Genomic DNA, 16,192 nt, shown 5'->3' on the forward strand with positions numbered 1-16,192 from the left:
ACCCGGAGAGTAACCAATGTCCACCGACCAGAGACCTGGCCGGCGGCAGTTTTTCATCTTCTCGCGAAATGAGGAAACAATGTGCAGCGCCGCCCGACGGGCGGCGTCGATCAGGCGTTGTCCTTGCTGGGCTGCGGCAGCGCCGGCAGTGAACGATCCAGCAGCTCGACGCTCTGGCGATAGTAGAGCTGACTCTTGTTGTGCTCGCCAAGGTTGGCGAACAGACGTGCCAGCTCGGCACACACCGTGCCGCTCGGACGCTGACGCTGACTGGCCTCGAAATACTCCTGCGCCTTGCCCCAGTTGGCATTGCGCAATGCCAGTCGACCCAGCGACAGCAGCAGGTCCGGGTCATTCGGACGCTCCTGCAGCCACTTCTCGGCATACACCAGCTGACGCGGCGCATCCACGTCCAGCAGGCCATAGCGCAGCACCAGACGTGAATCCCAGCATTCCTTCAGCGAGTGACGCAGCAGGCGCTCTGCCAGCCCTTCCTGCCCACCGGCGATCAATGCCTCGGCATACAGGGCGACCAGATTCACGTCGCTGCGCAGGTGGTCCGGCATGTCGGCCCACAGGTTGCGCACGCGCTCGATGTCTTCCGGATTACGCGCGGCCTGCTGGATCAGTGCCACGTAGGCGCGCTGTTCCAGTTCCTTCTTCTCTTCCGGCGAGATGAGGTCCTGCTTGTCGAGACGCGGCATCAGGCGACGCAGGCCATCCCAGTCATTCACCGCCAGATACGCCTGCTTGAGCAGCTTGAGGACCTGCGGGTGCTCGCCGAGCTGCTTGTCGAGACGCGTCAGCGTCGCGAGTGCCTGCTCGTGCTGCTGGCGATCCAGCATCAGCTGCGCCTGCACCAGCCCCACGGCACTCTCGGAGCCCTGAGTGGACTCATGAGCACGCTTGAGCAACGTATCCGCCTGCTCGAAACGCCCCTGATAGTGGGCGGCGAGAGCTGCGGACAGATAGTTGACCAGCGGTGTGCTGGAGTCTTCCGCGGAATGGGTCAGCGACTTCTCGGCACGCTTCCAGCGGCCTTCGGCCAGTGCCACCAGGCCACGCACAGTCTTGCGGGTGGCATTGCGATGGCGCGTGCGGCTGTTCCACACCTTGAGGCGCGAGAACGGATGCGCGAAACGCGACAGCAGACGCAGGCCGAAATGCAGCACCACGAAGGCGCCCAGCAACAGCACCAGCCCGAACCAGAAGGACGTCTGGACCGAGGTATCACCGACACGAATCAGCCAATAGCCGGGGAACGACTGCATCAGCTGACCGAACAGCGCACCGATGGCCAGGCCGATGATGATCAGCAGTATCAGTTTTCTCATGCCTCACCACCCCCGGACTGGGCGCGGCGTTCGATCAGCTCACGCAGCGTGTTGAGAGATGCGGAGATATCCGGAAGCTCCGGGCGGATGGTCTTGCCCTTGAGGTCTTCCAGCTTGGCGACGGCATTCTGCACGCCATCGGTCTTGGTGTCGTAGTAGCCGTTGACCAGCGTGATCGCCTTGTCGATGGCCGCCTGATACAGCTTCGGCTCTTCCTTGAGCAGCGCCAGCTGGGCCTGCTCGAGCACCAGACGCACGTTCTGGCGCAGATAGGATTCCTGCTCCGGCGTGATCAGGGCTTCCAGCGCCTCATCGTGACGACGCACGGTGACCAGATTCTTCAGCTCATTGCCGAAGCGCGCCAGCTGCTGCTGCCAGCCGCCGGTGGGCGGAGCGTCGTTCTCGACCTTGGCGGCGATCTCGGCCACGTCCTGCTTGAGCGGCAGACGCGCCAGCTGTTCCTGCTCGGCGAGCAGCGCCAGGTAGATGCCACTGCGATCGACACGCGGCACGCTGTCGAGGCTGGCCAGCTCGGACTGGATCGCCTTGCGAACCGGCAGCAGGGCGGGGTTGTCCGCCTCGGCGATACGCGCATCAGCATTCTCGAGCAGTGCGTCGGCACCGTTCACGTCACGCTCCAGCTGCAGGCGCTGATTGGCGAGACGCAGCAGGTATTCGGCCTCCGCGTAATGCCAGTCGCGGGCATCGGTCTGCTGGGTCTTGCTGAGCTCCTCGAGCACCTTGTTGAGCGCCTGCTCGGTCTGCTGGCTCTCGCCGGACAGACGCTTGTCGAGATCACTGACCTGCGACGCGTTCTTGTCGAGCTTGCCGGACAGGCTGGCGACCTTGCTCTCGACCTGGCCGACCTGCTGGGTCACGGATTCGCTGACCTGCTTGTCGAGGCCCTGGGCATCCGGCAGGGCGTTCAGACGCTGCCAGCCGAACCAGGCCAGTACCGCGACGACGATGGCAAGAAGAATGACCAGCACCAGTGCGATGCCGCCGGCAGCACTCTTCTTGCTGCCCTGCGGCTCGCTCGGCGGCGTGCCTCCTCCCGCGCCACCCACGGTGGCACCGGCACTCTTGCCCGTCACGCCGCTCTTGTCTGAAGCCCCTCCCTTGCCTGAGGCAGCGCCCTTGCCGGACGCCGTCGAGGCAGTGGTCGTCTCGGCGGCAGACGCGGTATCGGACTGCTTCGGGAAGGGAGATTTCGCGCCGGAAGGCGTCGAGGCGTTATCGTCGGAAGTCTGACTCACGGGCGTGGACTCGCTGGCAGTGGAGGATGAAGAGGAGGAGCTGCCCTGTCCCTTTCCCCGTCCACGACGGTTGCGCCCGCCACGCGAGCGTCGCTCACGTGGGGCGTCAGCCGTGGCGGATGACGAGGAAGAGGAGGACGAACGGGAGGCCTCGGCGCCAGGGCGGCCAGAGGCAGTGTCTTCGGCGTGTTCGCCGGGAGCGGAAGAGGCATCTGATGCGCGAGCGGCAGCATCCTTGTCGCTCGGCTTGCCTGGCGTGGTGCCGGCAGAGCCGTGGTCTTCCTGATCGTGTTCTCGGTTGCTCATCTACGCTTGCCCTTTTCCGGATTCTTGGGAATCGATGGCCTCGCGCGGACCAGGCGCAGTGGCGCCGGTCTCTCTCGCATGGCGAGTCGGGGCGCAGGCATCCAGCACTGCCTGCCTCAGGGCCCCGGGTGAGGCATCCGCGGCGACCGTCACGCGCTCGAACCCATGAGCGTGTGCCAGTGTAGCCAAACGGTTGCTCGACACGATTAGCGGTTGGTTCAAGGTCCGCGTCGTTGCCGAGGTCACTACCGCCTCAAGCAGCGTATTGCTGGTCACCACCATTGCATCATACGCGCCCGCCGCCAGACGGCCAGCCTGTTGAGAGGACAAAGCCAACGGAAGGCGTCGATAAAGCGCCAGACGCGTCACCTGGGCACCGCGTGCCACCAGGGTGTCCTCCAGCAGGGCGCGCCCGCCTTCTCCGGCCGCCAGCAGCCAGCGCTGCCCCTGAAGCTGCTGCAGGGACGGCAGCGAGAGCAGGGCCTCGCTGGTCGTGCCGACCGGGGCATCCACCTCGACATGTGCGCCACGCGTGGCGTGTGGCGGCACTCTCACCCGAACGCCGAGGCGTGAGTGGAGTACCTCTGCCGTCGCGGAGCCCACCGCGTAGAAGGCAAGCCCCTCGGGCAATTGCGGCCACCAGTCTTCCAGCCAGTCCGCCAGGTAGCCGGCGGCCTGAGGCGAGATGACCACCACCCCTCGATAGAGGTCGATGTCGAGAATCGCCTGACGCCCGGCGGGCTCCAGCGGCAGCGGCTCGAGCGCCATCAGCTTCAGGCACTCCACGGCGCAGCCAACGTCTCTCAGCATCGCATCAAGCACGGCACCGCGCGAGCCCGGACGCGTCGTCAGCACTTCAAGAGACGACCGCGCACTCGATGCCGCGCGAGGCATCGCCCGGTCATCCACCTCCGCATGGCGGGCGCCATCAGTCACGCGCATCGCCATAGACCGCCGCCAGAATCTCGCCGGCCCCCTGCTGCAACAGATCTTCCGCCACGGCGATGCCCAGCGCTTCGGGCGTATCGGCCGGACCACGCGCCTCGGCACGCAGGATGACGCTGCCATCGGGATTGCCGACCAGTGCCCGCAACCACAGCTGCCTGCCACCCTCTTCCAGCACGGCATAGCCACCGATCGGTACCTGGCAGCCACCTTCCAGATGCGTATTCATGGCGCGCTCGGCCAGCACGCAACGACTGGAGTCTTCATGAGCCAGCGGCTCGAGCAGCGCAAGAATCTCCTCGTCCTGCAGGTTGCATTCGATGCCCAGCGCGCCTTGTCCACAGGCCGGCAGACAGGTCTCGGCGTCCATCTCGGCGGTGATGCGTGCATCCAGTTCGAGGCGCTGCAGGCCGGAGGTGGCGAGGATGATGGCGTCGAACTCACCGGCATCCAGCTTGCCGAGACGCGTCTGGACATTGCCGCGCAGGCTGAGCACCTCGAGATCCGGGCGGGCGGCCTTGGCCTGCAGGCCACGACGCAGGCTGGAGGTTCCCAGGCGAGCCCCCTGAGGGAGCGCGTCAAAGTTGGCGTGGTCGTTGGAGACGAACGCATCAGTGGGCGCATGGCGCTCGAGAATCACGGCCAACCCCAGCGATTCCGGGAAATGCATCGGCACGTCCTTCATGGAGTGCACGGCGATGTCGGCGCGGCCATCCAGCATGGCTTCTTCCAGTTCCTTCACGAACAGGCCCTTGCCGCCGATCTTGGCCAACGGCGTGTCGAGAATCTTGTCGCCCCGCGTGGACATCGGCACCAGCTCGACCGTCAAGCCGGGATGCAGGGCTTCCAGACGTGCCTTGACGTGTTCAGCCTGCCACAGGGCAAGCAGGCTCTTGCGGGTCGCGATACGCAGGGTCTCACGGCGGGACACGGCATTCTCCTTGGGACGCGCGACGCTGGCGCGACAGTCGAAACGTTCGTGACGGCCAACATTGGCCGCCACCGGATACCGTCATCATAAAGCCACTGATGGCCAAGGGGAAAATCCCCGGAAGCGTCACGATGACACGCCTCCCTGGCCGCAACGCATCTTGGTGCGCGCCCCCCTCGCCCATCCGACGGAGTCTGGTACACTCCAAGGTCAACGATACCGGCTGCGCGACCGTGCACCGGACGCCGAACTCTGGACATGTCACCACAATTCGAGATCCCGATGAGCGAATCTACCAATCAGTCCTGGGGCGGCCGCTTCAGCGAGCCGACCGATGCCTTCGTGGCCCGCTTCACCGCGTCCGTCGATTTTGATCAGCGCATGGCGCAGCACGATATTCGTGGCTCCATCGCCCACGCCACCATGCTGGCCGGCGTCGGCGTGCTGAGCGAGGAAGAGCGCGACACCATCATCGAAGGACTGAAGGAGATCAGCGAAGAGATCGCTCGCGGCGAATTCGAGTGGTCCGTCGCGCTGGAAGATGTGCACATGAACATCGAGGCACGTCTGACCGCCAAGATCGGCAACACCGGCAAGAAGCTGCACACCGGTCGCTCACGCAATGATCAGGTGGCCACCGACATCCGCCTTTACCTGCGCGACGAGATCGACGTCATCGACGCCGAGCTGACGCGTCTGCGGGAAGGCATGCTGGGCCTGGCCGAGCAGGAAGCCGACACCATCATGCCGGGTTTCACTCACCTGCAGAGCGCTCAGCCGGTCACCTTCGGCCACCATCTGCTGGCGTGGCAGGAAATGGTCGCCCGTGACCAGGACCGCCTGCGTGACTGCCGTACCCGCATGAACGTGCTGCCGCTGGGCGCCGCGGCGCTGGCCGGCACCACCTTCCCCATCGACCGCCACGTCACCACCGAGCTGCTCGGCTTCGATCGTCCGACCGAGAACAGCCTCGACTCCGTCAGCGACCGTGACTTCGCCATCGAATTCACCAGCTTCGCCAGCCTGCTGATGATGCACCTGTCACGCATGAGCGAAGAGCTGGTGCTGTGGACCAGCGCCCAGTTCGACTTCATCGATCTGCCGGATCGCTTCTGCACCGGTTCCTCCATCATGCCGCAGAAGAAGAACCCGGACGTGCCGGAACTGGTGCGTGGCAAGACCGGCCGTGTCTATGGCCACCTGATGAGCCTGCTGACCCTGATGAAGTCCCAGCCGCTGGCCTACAACAAGGACAATCAGGAAGACAAGGAGCCGCTGTTCGATACCATCGATACCGTACGCGGCAGCCTGCGCGCCTTCGCCGACATGATTCCGGCGATCCGCGCCAAGTCCGACAACATGTACGCCTCGGCCAGCAAGGGCTTCGCCACCGCGACTGATCTGGCGGATTACCTGGTGCGCAAGGGTGTCGCCTTCCGGGATGCCCACGAGATCGTCGGCAAGTCCGTCGCCTTCGGCATCGAGCAGAAGCGTGACCTGTCCGAGATGACGCTGGATGAACTCAAGCAGTTCTCCGACACCATCGAACAGGACGTCTTCGACGTGCTCACGCTGGAAGGTTCCGTCGCGGCGCGCAATCACATCGGGGGCACCGCGCCGAATCAGGTGCGTGCTGCCGTGCAGCGTGCACGTGAGGCGCTGACCAGCCGCGCCTGAAACCGTCAAGCCGGGGCCTGACCGTGTACTGCCGTCAGGCCCTCACCGCTTCATCGTCAGCTGCCAGGAGGCCGCCCGATGCGTCATCTGATGAGCCAGTCCGCCCGTCACGCCCTTCGTACCCTTGCGGGCCTGCTGCTGGGTGCAGGCCTTCTGACCGGCTGCGGTCAGAAGGGCCCGCTGTATCTGCCGGCGGACGCCGATGCCGGCGGTCAACGTGCCGAGGCACCCGCCCCTGCACCGGCTGCCGCCGAGACAGAGCGCACCGCCGCTACCGAGACTTCCGGCAGCGACGCCTGAGCCCCCCTTACATCTCCGGCGGGTGATACCCGCCGGCGCGACATCTTGCAGGCCGGATCATGGATCACTTCGTATATCAGGATGGCGTGCTGCACGCCGAAGACGCCTCTCTCGCCACGCTGGCCGAGCAGTTCGGCACGCCTTGCTACGTCTACAGCCGTGCCACGCTGGAGCGCCACTTCAAGGCCTATCAGGATGCGCTGGGCGACCACCCGCATCTGATCTGTTACGCCGTGAAGGCCAACTCCAACCTGGCGGTGCTCAACGTGCTGGCACGTCTGGGTGCCGGCTTCGACATCGTCTCCGCCGGTGAGCTGGAGCGCGTCCTCAAGGCCGGCGGAGACCCCGCCAAGGTCGTGTTCTCCGGCGTCGCCAAGCAGGCCGCCGAGATGCAGCGCGCGCTGGAGCTGGGCATCAAGTGCTTCAACGTCGAATCGCTGCCCGAGCTTGAGCGCCTCAATGCCGTCGCCGGTCGCCTCGGGCGTATCGCACCGGTGTCGCTGCGCATCAACCCGGACGTCGATGCCGGCACCCACCCGTACATCTCCACCGGCCTCAAGGCCAACAAGTTCGGCATTCCGGTCGAGCAGGCGCTGGAGGTCTACGAGACCGCCGCCGCCATGGAGCACGTCAAGGTGGTAGGCGTCGATTGTCATATCGGCTCCCAGCTGACCGAGCTGGCGCCGTTCCTCGACTCCCTCGAGCGCCTGCTGGTGCTGCTGGATCGCCTGCGCGAGCGCGGCATCATCATCGAGCATCTGGATCTCGGCGGCGGCCTCGGCGTGCCCTACCAGAACGAGACGCCGCCGGAGCCCTTCGCCTACGCAAGCGCCCTGCTGGAACGCCTGGCGCGCTACGAGCATGGCAACGAGATGACACTGCTGTTCGAGCCGGGCCGCTCCATCGCCGCCAACGCCGGCGTCCTGCTGACGCGTGTCGAGTACCTCAAACCCGGCGAAGAGAAGAACTTCGCCATCATCGATGCCGGCATGAATGACCTGATCCGTCCGTCGCTGTATCAGGCCTGGCAGAACATCGTGCCCGTCGACACGCGCGAGTCACGTGCAAGCGCCAGCTACGACGTGGTCGGCCCGGTCTGCGAGACAGGCGACTTCCTGGGCAAGGACCGCGAACTGGCCATCGCCCCGGGCGACCTGCTTGCCGTTCGCTCCTCCGGCGCCTATGGCTTCGTGATGGCCTCCAGCTACAACAGCCGCTGTCGTCCCGCCGAGGTGATGGTGGATGGCGGCCAGATGCACCTGGTGCGTCGCCGCGAACGTCTGGAAGAACTGTGGACCGGTGAGCAACTGCTGCCGGAAGGTGATGACTGATGCTGGTGCACTTCACCAAGATGCACGGTCTGGGCAATGACTTCATGGTCATTGACCTGATCTCCCAGCGTGGCCGCCTGCGCGATGCCGATATCCGACGGCTTTCGCATCGCAATTTCGGTATCGGCTTCGACCAGCTGCTGGTGGTCGAGCCACCCCGTGACCCGGACATGGACTTCCGCTATCGCATCTACAATGCCGATGGCAGCGAGGTCGAGAACTGCGGCAACGGGGCCCGCTGCTTTGCGCGCTTCGTGCTCAATCAGCGCCTGACCACCAAGCGCGAGATCCGCGTCGAGACCGCCGGTGGCCCGCTGACACTGGTAGTGGCCGATGACGGGCGAGTCCGCGTCGACATGGGCGCTCCGCGCTTCGCCCCCGCCGCGCTGCCCTTCGAGGCCGAGACGGATCTGCCGGTGCATGCGCTGGAGGTCGGCGGCGAGTCCCTGGAGATCGGTGTCGTCTCGATGGGCAACCCCCATGCGGTGCTGCTGGTCGACAGCGTCGACGAGGCACCGGTACGAGAGATCGGTCCGCTGATCGAAGCGCATCCGCGCTTCCCCAGGCGCGTCAATGCCGGCTTCCTGGAAGTCGTCTCGCCCCATGAAGCGCGCCTGCGCGTCTTCGAGCGTGGCGTCGGCGAGACGCTGGCCTGTGGCACCGGTGCCTGTGCGGCCGTCGCTTCCGGCATTCGTCGTGGCCTGCTCGCCAGTCCTGTCGATGTCACGCTGCCTGGCGGCACCCTGAGCATCGAATGGGGCGGCGAAGGTCACCCTGTCTTCATGACCGGTCCTGCCGAGACCGTCTTCGAAGGCCGCATCATCCTGTAAGCCGCCGCTGACAGGGGACGCCTGCGCGAAGCGCCGGCGTCCCGTCGCCAACCCTCGCAAGGAGAGCCATATGGCCGAGCCATCCGCCTCACGTCGCCCGCGCACGCTGGACCCGGACCGGGTCGCCGAGTGGTTGGCCACGCATCCGGATTTCTTCGAGGGTCGGGAAGGGTTGCTCCAGCAGCTGCGCGTGCCACACCCCGAGGCACGCGGTGGCAGCGTCTCGCTGCTGGAGCGGCTGGTGCATGACCTGCGCGGACGTACCGAGCAGGCCGAAGCGCGTCTCGAGGAGCTGCTCAATACCGCCCGCGACAATGAAAGCCGCTATCAGCGACTGCGTCAGATCGTGCTGGATCTGATGGATGCCGAATCGGATGATGCCCTCGCGGAGACTCTGGCAACCCGTCTCAGCGAGCTGTTCGACATCGCCGCCGTCTGCCTGTGGCAACGCGGCGCCGGCCCCGCGACCCAGCCACCGCGTCAGGTGCTCGATGATGCGCGTGCCGAGCAATTCGAGCGCCTGCTCGAAGGCCGCGCCAGCCGTTGCCTGGCGATGCCACGCACGCGCTGGGAAGCCCTGCTGCCGGACCATGGCTGGCCGCTGGGGGCGGAGTGCCACGATCTAGTCGAGACCAGCCAGGCGGATGCCACGCGCGGCTCCGCCGTCATCGTGCGTCTGACCCGTGGCGAATGCCTGGGCTATCTGGTGGTCGCCAGTGCCGAGGCCGAGCAGTTCCGTGCCGGACTCGACACTCTCTTCCCCGAATATCTCGGCGATGTGCTGGCGCGCTGCCTCGGGCGTCATGCGACGAGACACACCTCAGACTCCGCTGCCTCGCGTGATGATCAGGCCGCGCGATGAGCGCCTCTGACCTCCCGGATGACTCCCTCGACACTGCGAGGCGCCAGGCGCTGACCCGCCCTTGCCAGCAGTTTCTCGCCCATCTTGCCCAGGACAGCAGCGCGGCGACCGTGAGCGCCTATCAGCGCGATCTCGAGGCACTGATCCACTTCATGTTGCGCCCCTCACCGGCCGAGACCACGGTGGATGCCGACACCAGCACCACCGCTCGGTCTCCTGCAGACTGGCAGGCCCTGGATGTGCCGACACTGCGTCGCTTCCTGGGCGCTGAACGCAGTCGTGGGCTCGCCCCCCGTTCACTGGCCCGACGTCGCGCGGCGATCAGTCGTTTCTGTGGCTGGCTGGTCGATCACGGCATTCTGGCGCACAACCCGGCGGGCCTGGTACAGACACCGCGCCTGCCGGACCACCTGCCTCGCCCGGTGGACATCGACAGCCTGTCACGCTTTCTCGACTGCCCGCACGACGGCACGCCACTGGCGATCCGCGATCAGGCCATGCTGGAGCTGCTCTACGGCTCGGGGCTGCGACTCTCGGAACTGGTCAGTCTCGATCTCGACATGCTGGAGACACGCCGCCTGCGCGTGCGCGGCAAGGGCAACAAGCCTCGCCAGCTGCCCATCGGCTCGCGGGCGCGTCAGGCGCTGGATGCCTGGCTGAAGGTGCGTGGCCAACTCGCGCCTGCTGACGAGACTGCCCTGTTCGTCGGCCAGCGAGGCCAGCGGCTGGGACAACGCGGCGTGCAGCTTCGTCTGGTGACGCAAGCGAAGACACGCGGCCTGCCGGAGCACCTGCACCCCCACCGACTCCGCCACTCCTTCGCCAGCCATCTGCTGGAATCCAGTGGCGATCTGCGCGCCGTGCAGGAGTTGCTGGGCCATGCCCATCTCTCCACGACCCAGGTGTATACCCGACTCGACTGGCAACAGCTGGCCAGCGCCTACGACCAGGCTCACCCCCGTGCACGTCGCCAGCGTGGGCCAGAAGAGGCAACGCCGGCTGACATTGACGCCGCCTCCCCTGCTGATGTTCCGCTCAAGGATGATCCCCTGTGATGCCCGCAACGACGCCTTCGCTGACCGCATTGACCTTCGATCTCGATGACACCCTGTGGGCCAATCGCCCGATCATGGAGCGCGCCGAGACGGAACACTACGCCTGGCTGGACGGTGAGATCGGTCATGCCACTGATTTTCCCCTCGAGGAATATACCCGTCGCCGTATGGCGCTCGGGCTGGAACATCCCTTGCGGCGTGGTGATTTCACCTGGCTGCGCCGTGAAGCCATGCGCATCATGCTGCGCGATGCCGGCCATGGCGAAAAGGAGGCCCATCACTGGTCACATGCGGCCGTCGAACGCTTCCTGGCATTGCGCCACGAATTGCAGCCCTTTCCGGAAGCCAGTGAGCTGCTCGACTCACTGGCCCGGCATTACCGCCTCGGCGCCATCACCAATGGCAATGTCGACCTGACACGCCTGGCGCTGGACCATCATTTCGAGTTCAGCATCGCCGCCGGCGAATGGCTGGCGCCCAAGCCGGATGCACGCCCCTTCCTCGCCGCCATGGCACGTCTGGGCAGCCGCCCCTCCACCACGCTGCATGTCGGCGACTCATGGAAGGAAGATGCCCTGCCGGCAGTACGTCTCGGCATGCAGGCGGCATGGATCGACGTGAAGGGGCGTGGCGCGCCGGAGCCGGTTCCCGCCGGAGTCCATGTCATCTCGCATGTCCGGGAGCTTCCGGAACTGTTGCGGCACCTGCATGCATCACGATGAAACGACAGCGCTTCTGACCCTCCAGACCTGACCGTCGGTTACCTGCTGTCACCTGGACTGACGTTCCAGAAAAGCGATACACAAATTAAAACTTGTACAACTTTATGGCGGAGACCATATTTGTTGTACAAGTTTCTCGTGCCTGACAACCCAGCCTTCCACGGGCCTGCCAGGGTCATCCGAGAACTCACGTTCGATGTCGTCGCGACTGGAGAGGACAGCATGAGCACTCAATCATCATCTCGGCGTGTCATCTGCCAGACTTGGCAATATTCCCGCGCCATCAGTGACGACGCCGAGTCCCGCGACGCCACCGACATCATCGAGAGATTCCAGCAGGATCCCGGTCCGCTGGCCCTGCCGCATGCCAGTGCTTGGCAGGGAGTGTTGATCGGCACAGGACAGGTCGTGCTCTGCGCCATGCTGATCGTACTGGCGGTCTACAGTGCGCGAACCAGCATGGAAAACGCCACGCGAGGCGTGACCTCGGTACCGGCAGCGATCATCGACATGTCGGGCGGTGATCCACGGGCACGCAGCCTGAATGCCCCTGTCGACAGCTCCCAGGGTGGCCACCTGACACGTTTCGAGGTGCGGGCGAGCCAGGCTGCGATGCCGCAGGTCCCTCAGCGACTGCTGTCAGAAAACACCGCTCCCAGCCTGTTCATGTGAGCAGTGATGAACGGTGACAGGCGGTCGGCCACAGGTGACCGACTGCTTGTCAGGACAGAGATCTGGACGCCCCTTAACTGGATGCCCCATAACTGGACGCCCCACAAAAGAGACGCCCCACAAAAGAGACGCCGGTCACCCAAGGGTGACCGGCGTCTCTTTTTATGCAGCAGCACATGTCATGACACGGACGACTCAGTCGTCGAACGGGTCCTGGGGGGCTTCATCGGCCTCCCCCTCCGTGACACCTTCCATCACCGCCGGGTCCGCCAGCCACTCATCGAGCTTGGCGTGCACCTGCTCGACTCCCGAATACTTGAGCGACGAGAACAGCTGCACGGTGACGAGGTCTTCCCACTCCTTGAGGGCGTGCCGTACCTTCTGGAGGCTCGCCGCTGCCGGTCCACGCTTCAGCTTGTCCGCCTTGGTCAGCAGGATATGCACCGGCATCTGTGCCTCATCGGCCCAGCCCAGCATCATCTGGTCGAATTCGGACAGCGGGTGACGCACATCCATCAGCAGCACCAGGCCGCGCAGCGACTGGCGGTTGCGCAGGTAGTTGGACAGATGGGACTGCCACTCACGCTTCACCTTGTCCGGCACCTTGGCATAGCCATAGCCGGGCAGGTCGACCAGATGGCGGCCCGTTTCACCGATGGTGAAATAGTTGATCAGCTGAGTGCGGCCAGGCGTCTTGGAGGTACGCGCCAACGCCTTCTGGGACGTCAGGGCATTGATGGCGCTCGACTTTCCGGCATTGGAGCGACCGGCAAAGGCCACCTCGGCGCCGACATCCGTCGGGCATTGGGCCAGGGTGGCGGCGCTGATCAAGAAGCGCGCCTGACGATAGTGAAGCTTGGGGGACGGAGTGGCTGACTCGGCCATGAGAATCTGAATACCTGTTGATGGCGGACGTCTCGCCCGCGCGACATCACGTGAGAGCAGAAGAAACGGCCGGTGAAACGGAATAGAGCACCACTGGCGCTGTCAGCTCGACAGGCAGGCGGCAGGCACATTAACGCGCCCTGAAGGGGATTCGCTATACTGCCGAAATGACAAGCATCACGCTCATGATGCGCTAGTGTACCACCCAGCTCTCACGGGCTGCGAGGCGTCTGACGTAGTTCTCCTCGGGTGATGCTTGCCACCAGCGCCGGGATGACTCCACTGCGGGATTTGCGCAAACAGGGACCAGTGACATGAACAAGCTGATGAGATCACCGCAGCACCGTGAAGGGCCGCAGAGCTCGAGCTGGGGCGTACTTGCCACGACGATTTTCGCCACCTTGAGCGCCCTGCTGGCGCTCGGCCTCTCGCCCCGCGCCGGCGCAGACGAGATCACCGCGGATGCCAGCGCCGGCCAGGCCAAGGCAGCCGTCTGTGCTGCCTGCCATGGTGCGCAGGGCGTGTCCCCAGCCTCCGCCTTCCCGCACCTCGCCGGACAGCAGGCCCATTATCTGCGCAAGCAGATCACGGATATCCGCGAGAGTCGTCGCGCGGTTCCCCAGATGGCAGGCCTCACCGACACCCTGAGCGATCAGGACATTGCCGATATCGCGGCCTATTATGCCGAGCAGCCCGCCAACCGCGGCCAGGCAGAGCCCGACGCCGCGAAAGCAGGTGAGGTGCTGTACCGGGCCGGCTCGCTTGAGCGAGGTATCGCGGCCTGTACCGCCTGCCACGGCCCTCGCGGCGAGGGGATTGATTCAGCAGGCTATCCTGCGCTGGCTGGGCAATTCCCCGCCTACACCATCACCTCGCTGACGGCCTTTCGTGACGGCACGCGTGACAACGACCCCAATGACATCATGAGCAGCATCGCCGCACGCATGAGTGACAGCGACATGCAGCAGGTCGCCGAGTATCTTCACGGCCTGCGCTGAGGCATCCAGTCAGGCTGATGTCACGTATGACATCTGCGATGGCGACCGGCTCCGGCACGGCGTGGCGTGCTCTGCACGGCAACGTGGTCGAACGGCGTTCATCCAGCGGTCAACCTTGTCACGCTAGGCTGGCCAGACAGTGATCCGCCGTGTCCCGCCCGGCAGTCTCGACAGCGGTGGTGGCTGACACGCATACTCGATACATCACTAATGTTGCCGGGTCTCATGCCCGGGCATGCCTCAACCCGATGGAGATGTTCCATGAAGTGGAAACCCCTACTGACTCTGGTGGCGGGCCTTGGCCTGTCAGCAAGCGTGTTCGCCGCTGAAGCTGGCAAGGACTATCAGGTACTCGACGAACCGGTGAAGACCGATGCACCGGCCGGCAACGTCGAAGTGGTCGAGGCATTCTGGTATGGCTGCCCGCACTGCTACGCACTGGAATCCAGCCTCGAGCCCTGGGTCGATGAGCTGCCCGGTGACGTGACCTTCCATCGTCTGCCGGCCACCATGGGGCAGGACTGGGTCAAGCACGCCTATGCCTTCTATGCCGCCAAGGATCTGGGCATTCTCGATCAGACCCACAAGGCCTTCTTCGATGCCATCCACAAGGACCACCAGCGTCTCACCGACCCGGAAGACATCGCCGCCTTCTACAGCGACTACGGTGTCAGCGAAGAAGACGCCGAGAAGTCCCTGACCTCCTTCGGCGTGAAGAGCCAGGTCAATCAGGCACACGCACAGATGCGCGCCTACAAGATCATGGGTGTCCCCGCACTGATCGTCGACGGTCGCTATGTCGTCTCTCCGAGCACGGCTGGCTCGCTCAAGAACATGCTCAAGATCACCGATGAGCTGGTCGAGCAGGTGCGTGAAGAGAAGGCTGGCGACAAGGACGCCGCCTGATGGCAGAGGCCGCTGACGACTCCCCAGTGGCCGCCGACGCAGCGGATGATGCCGGGCATGGATTGTCGGGTTCGCCGCTGCGTCTGCTGACCTTCAACATGCAGGTCGGTATCCATACCGCGGCGTGGCATCACTATGTCACCCGCGGTTGGCAACATCTGCTGCCACATCCCAAGCGCCACCGCCGCCTGGAACTGATTGCCGGGGCCATCACGCCTTACGACATCGTCGGGCTGCAGGAAGTCGACGGCGGCAGCTTCCGCTCCGGCAACGTCAATCAGGTGGACGCGCTGGCCGAGACGGCTCACTTCCCGCATCGCTATCAGCAGCTCAATCGCAACCTCGGCCGGCTGGCACAGCACAGCAACGGCCTGTTGTCGCGCCTGCCGATCAGCCATCTCGAAGAGCACAGCCTGCCCGGCACCCTGCCGGGGCGCGGCGCCATCCATGCTCGCTTCGGCGAGGGGGAGCATGCGCTGCATGTCTTCGTCACGCATCTGGCGCTTGGTGCGCGAATCCAGCGCAAGCAGCTCGATTATCTCGGAGAGCTGATCGCACCGCTCAAGCACGTCATCGTGATGGGCGACCTGAACTGCACCCTGGCACAACTGCGCCAGCACAAGGGATTCTGCGAGGCGCTCGACTCGCGGCCCAGCAAGGCGATCAACAGCTATCCTGCCTGGCAGCCACGGCGGGGTCTGGACCATATTCTGGCCTCCTCCACCCTGCACATCGAGCACCCCAGCACCCTGTCCCACCTCTTCTCCGACCATCTGCCTCTTGCGGTGGAAGTGCACCTCCCCGTGGCCTGTCAGAAGGCGCTTGGTCTGGCCTGACACGCCCTCACCTCAATTCGCAACCCTCTCACGGGTGCCTGGATATCACCCTCGATATCCGCCGGGACCCGCCTGTCCGTCACCTTGATTGCCACCTTCCCGTTCCCGTCCGGCATGGATTTTTCAATCCAAGTGACTGAATCGAAAGATATATCTCGCCTGTCAGACCAATGATCCATTTGTCACTGGCCAGCCACTCGCTACTCTTGGCCTGTCCGAGGGCGTGGATTAATCGTGAAAGCAACGCTGATGACTGCCGAGAGCCTGCATGGCCTCACTGGCATCTGCCATCCACCAGCGTGGAATAGCGTTGTCTGAAACGACGATTGCCGGATTGCCGACGTCT

The 16,192-nt window shown here is 64.8% G+C and carries 16 protein-coding genes; 11 read left to right on the forward strand and 5 right to left on the reverse strand.

The genetic code is table 11. The annotated features are described in order from the left end of the window. Window positions 1–110 precede the first annotated feature (110 nt). Genes OW493_RS07200 through hemC form a run of 4 tightly spaced genes read right to left on the reverse strand, consistent with a single transcriptional unit; the run spans window position 111 to window position 4,772 of the window. The gene (locus OW493_RS07200) at window positions 111–1,334 is read right to left on the reverse strand and encodes a heme biosynthesis HemY N-terminal domain-containing protein (RefSeq protein WP_077379537.1); all 1,224 of its coding nucleotides are present in this window, start codon (window positions 1,332–1,334) and stop codon (window positions 111–113) included. Next, window positions 1,331–2,896, reverse strand: coding sequence for a uroporphyrinogen-III C-methyltransferase (locus OW493_RS07205; RefSeq protein ID WP_084209496.1), 1,566 nt, complete (start codon window positions 2,894–2,896; stop codon window positions 1,331–1,333). Before OW493_RS07205 ends, OW493_RS07200 begins: the two co-directional genes overlap by 4 nt. Beyond that, window positions 2,897–3,832, reverse strand: a complete 936-nt coding sequence (locus OW493_RS07210; RefSeq protein ID WP_347882130.1) for a uroporphyrinogen-III synthase — start codon at window positions 3,830–3,832, stop codon at window positions 2,897–2,899. It abuts the gene before it with no gap. Next, the gene (hemC, locus tag OW493_RS07215) at window positions 3,825–4,772 is read right to left on the reverse strand and encodes a hydroxymethylbilane synthase (protein ID WP_255317590.1); all 948 of its coding nucleotides are present in this window, start codon (window positions 4,770–4,772) and stop codon (window positions 3,825–3,827) included. Before hemC ends, OW493_RS07210 begins: the two co-directional genes overlap by 8 nt. 282 nt (window positions 4,773–5,054) lie before the next feature. Between hemC and argH the strand changes: the two genes are divergently transcribed. The 8 genes from argH to OW493_RS07255 all read left to right on the forward strand — a co-directional run bounded on the left by argH (window position 5,055) and on the right by OW493_RS07255 (window position 12,221). Beyond that, a complete protein-coding gene (gene argH, locus OW493_RS07220; RefSeq protein WP_084209847.1) occupies window positions 5,055–6,449 on the forward strand; it encodes an argininosuccinate lyase in 1,395 nt (464 codons plus the stop codon). 78 nt (window positions 6,450–6,527) lie between these two features. Continuing rightward, window positions 6,528–6,749 carry a lipoprotein gene (locus tag OW493_RS07225; RefSeq protein ID WP_077379540.1) on the forward strand — a complete coding sequence of 74 codons (222 nt, stop codon included), beginning with the start codon at window positions 6,528–6,530 and terminating at the stop codon, window positions 6,747–6,749. Between the two features lie 59 nt (window positions 6,750–6,808). Further along, window positions 6,809–8,080: a diaminopimelate decarboxylase gene (lysA, locus tag OW493_RS07230; protein ID WP_077379542.1), complete on the forward strand. Its 1,272-nt coding sequence runs from the start codon at window positions 6,809–6,811 to the stop codon at window positions 8,078–8,080. Further along, the gene (dapF, locus tag OW493_RS07235) at window positions 8,080–8,910 is read left to right on the forward strand and encodes a diaminopimelate epimerase (RefSeq protein WP_136939446.1); all 831 of its coding nucleotides are present in this window, start codon (window positions 8,080–8,082) and stop codon (window positions 8,908–8,910) included. Before lysA ends, dapF begins: the two co-directional genes overlap by 1 nt. A 70-nt stretch (window positions 8,911–8,980) precedes the next feature. After that, entirely contained in the window at window positions 8,981–9,772 is a 792-nt protein-coding gene (locus tag OW493_RS07240; protein ID WP_289863739.1) for a DUF484 family protein, read from the forward strand. After that, window positions 9,769–10,827: a tyrosine recombinase XerC gene (locus tag OW493_RS07245; protein WP_176493794.1), complete on the forward strand. Its 1,059-nt coding sequence runs from the start codon at window positions 9,769–9,771 to the stop codon at window positions 10,825–10,827. The genes OW493_RS07240 and OW493_RS07245 overlap by 4 nt, the downstream gene beginning before the upstream one ends. Continuing rightward, window positions 10,827–11,549, forward strand: coding sequence for an HAD family hydrolase (locus tag OW493_RS07250; RefSeq protein ID WP_271302709.1), 723 nt, complete (start codon window positions 10,827–10,829; stop codon window positions 11,547–11,549). The genes OW493_RS07245 and OW493_RS07250 overlap by 1 nt, the downstream gene beginning before the upstream one ends. Before the next feature lie 222 nt (window positions 11,550–11,771). Next, the gene (locus tag OW493_RS07255) at window positions 11,772–12,221 is read left to right on the forward strand and encodes a hypothetical protein (protein WP_289863741.1); all 450 of its coding nucleotides are present in this window, start codon (window positions 11,772–11,774) and stop codon (window positions 12,219–12,221) included. A gap of 195 nt (window positions 12,222–12,416) precedes the next feature. Here the strand turns inward: OW493_RS07255 and yihA are convergent, their stop codons facing one another. Next, window positions 12,417–13,106, reverse strand: coding sequence for a ribosome biogenesis GTP-binding protein YihA/YsxC (gene yihA, locus OW493_RS07260; RefSeq protein ID WP_077379554.1), 690 nt, complete (start codon window positions 13,104–13,106; stop codon window positions 12,417–12,419). 314 nt (window positions 13,107–13,420) lie between these two features. Between yihA and OW493_RS07265 the strand changes: the two genes are divergently transcribed. The 3 genes from OW493_RS07265 (at window position 13,421) to OW493_RS07275 (ending at window position 15,846) form a co-directional block, all read left to right on the forward strand. Beyond that, a complete protein-coding gene (locus tag OW493_RS07265; protein WP_289863742.1) occupies window positions 13,421–14,104 on the forward strand; it encodes a c-type cytochrome in 684 nt (227 codons plus the stop codon). Between the two features lie 261 nt (window positions 14,105–14,365). After that, window positions 14,366–15,010, forward strand: a complete 645-nt coding sequence (locus OW493_RS07270) for a thiol:disulfide interchange protein DsbA/DsbL (RefSeq protein ID WP_084209502.1) — start codon at window positions 14,366–14,368, stop codon at window positions 15,008–15,010. 98 nt (window positions 15,011–15,108) lie between these two features. After that, window positions 15,109–15,846, forward strand: a complete 738-nt coding sequence (locus OW493_RS07275) for an endonuclease/exonuclease/phosphatase family protein (RefSeq protein WP_240499767.1) — start codon at window positions 15,109–15,111, stop codon at window positions 15,844–15,846. The last annotated feature ends 346 nt before the right edge of the window (window positions 15,847–16,192 follow it).

Origin of the sequence: Cobetia sp. 14N.309.X.WAT.E.A4 (assembly GCF_030397495.1) — a bacterium.
GTDB classification, from domain to species: Bacteria; Pseudomonadota; Gammaproteobacteria; order Pseudomonadales; family Halomonadaceae; genus Cobetia; species Cobetia marina.

Excerpts from the sequence above, each read along its gene's own strand:
- argH (WP_084209847.1), top strand. The coding sequence starts at position 5,055 with ATGAGCGAATCTACCAATCAGTCCTGGGGCGGCCGCTTCAGCGAGCCG.
- lysA (WP_077379542.1), top strand. The coding sequence starts at position 6,809 with ATGGATCACTTCGTATATCAGGATGGCGTGCTGCACGCCGAAGACGCC.
- OW493_RS07205 (WP_084209496.1), bottom strand. The coding sequence starts at position 2,896 with ATGAGCAACCGAGAACACGATCAGGAAGACCACGGCTCTGCCGGCACC.
- yihA (WP_077379554.1), bottom strand. The coding sequence starts at position 13,106 with ATGGCCGAGTCAGCCACTCCGTCCCCCAAGCTTCACTATCGTCAGGCG.
- OW493_RS07225 (WP_077379540.1), top strand. The coding sequence starts at position 6,528 with ATGCGTCATCTGATGAGCCAGTCCGCCCGTCACGCCCTTCGTACCCTT.
- dapF (WP_136939446.1), top strand. The coding sequence starts at position 8,080 with ATGCTGGTGCACTTCACCAAGATGCACGGTCTGGGCAATGACTTCATG.
- OW493_RS07245 (WP_176493794.1), top strand. The coding sequence starts at position 9,769 with ATGAGCGCCTCTGACCTCCCGGATGACTCCCTCGACACTGCGAGGCGC.
- OW493_RS07270 (WP_084209502.1), top strand. The coding sequence starts at position 14,366 with ATGAAGTGGAAACCCCTACTGACTCTGGTGGCGGGCCTTGGCCTGTCA.
- OW493_RS07255 (WP_289863741.1), top strand. The coding sequence starts at position 11,772 with ATGAGCACTCAATCATCATCTCGGCGTGTCATCTGCCAGACTTGGCAA.
- OW493_RS07275 (WP_240499767.1), top strand. The coding sequence starts at position 15,109 with ATGCAGGTCGGTATCCATACCGCGGCGTGGCATCACTATGTCACCCGC.
- OW493_RS07200 (WP_077379537.1), bottom strand. The coding sequence starts at position 1,334 with ATGAGAAAACTGATACTGCTGATCATCATCGGCCTGGCCATCGGTGCG.
- OW493_RS07250 (WP_271302709.1), top strand. The coding sequence starts at position 10,827 with ATGCCCGCAACGACGCCTTCGCTGACCGCATTGACCTTCGATCTCGAT.
- OW493_RS07265 (WP_289863742.1), top strand. The coding sequence starts at position 13,421 with ATGAACAAGCTGATGAGATCACCGCAGCACCGTGAAGGGCCGCAGAGC.
- OW493_RS07240 (WP_289863739.1), top strand. The coding sequence starts at position 8,981 with ATGGCCGAGCCATCCGCCTCACGTCGCCCGCGCACGCTGGACCCGGAC.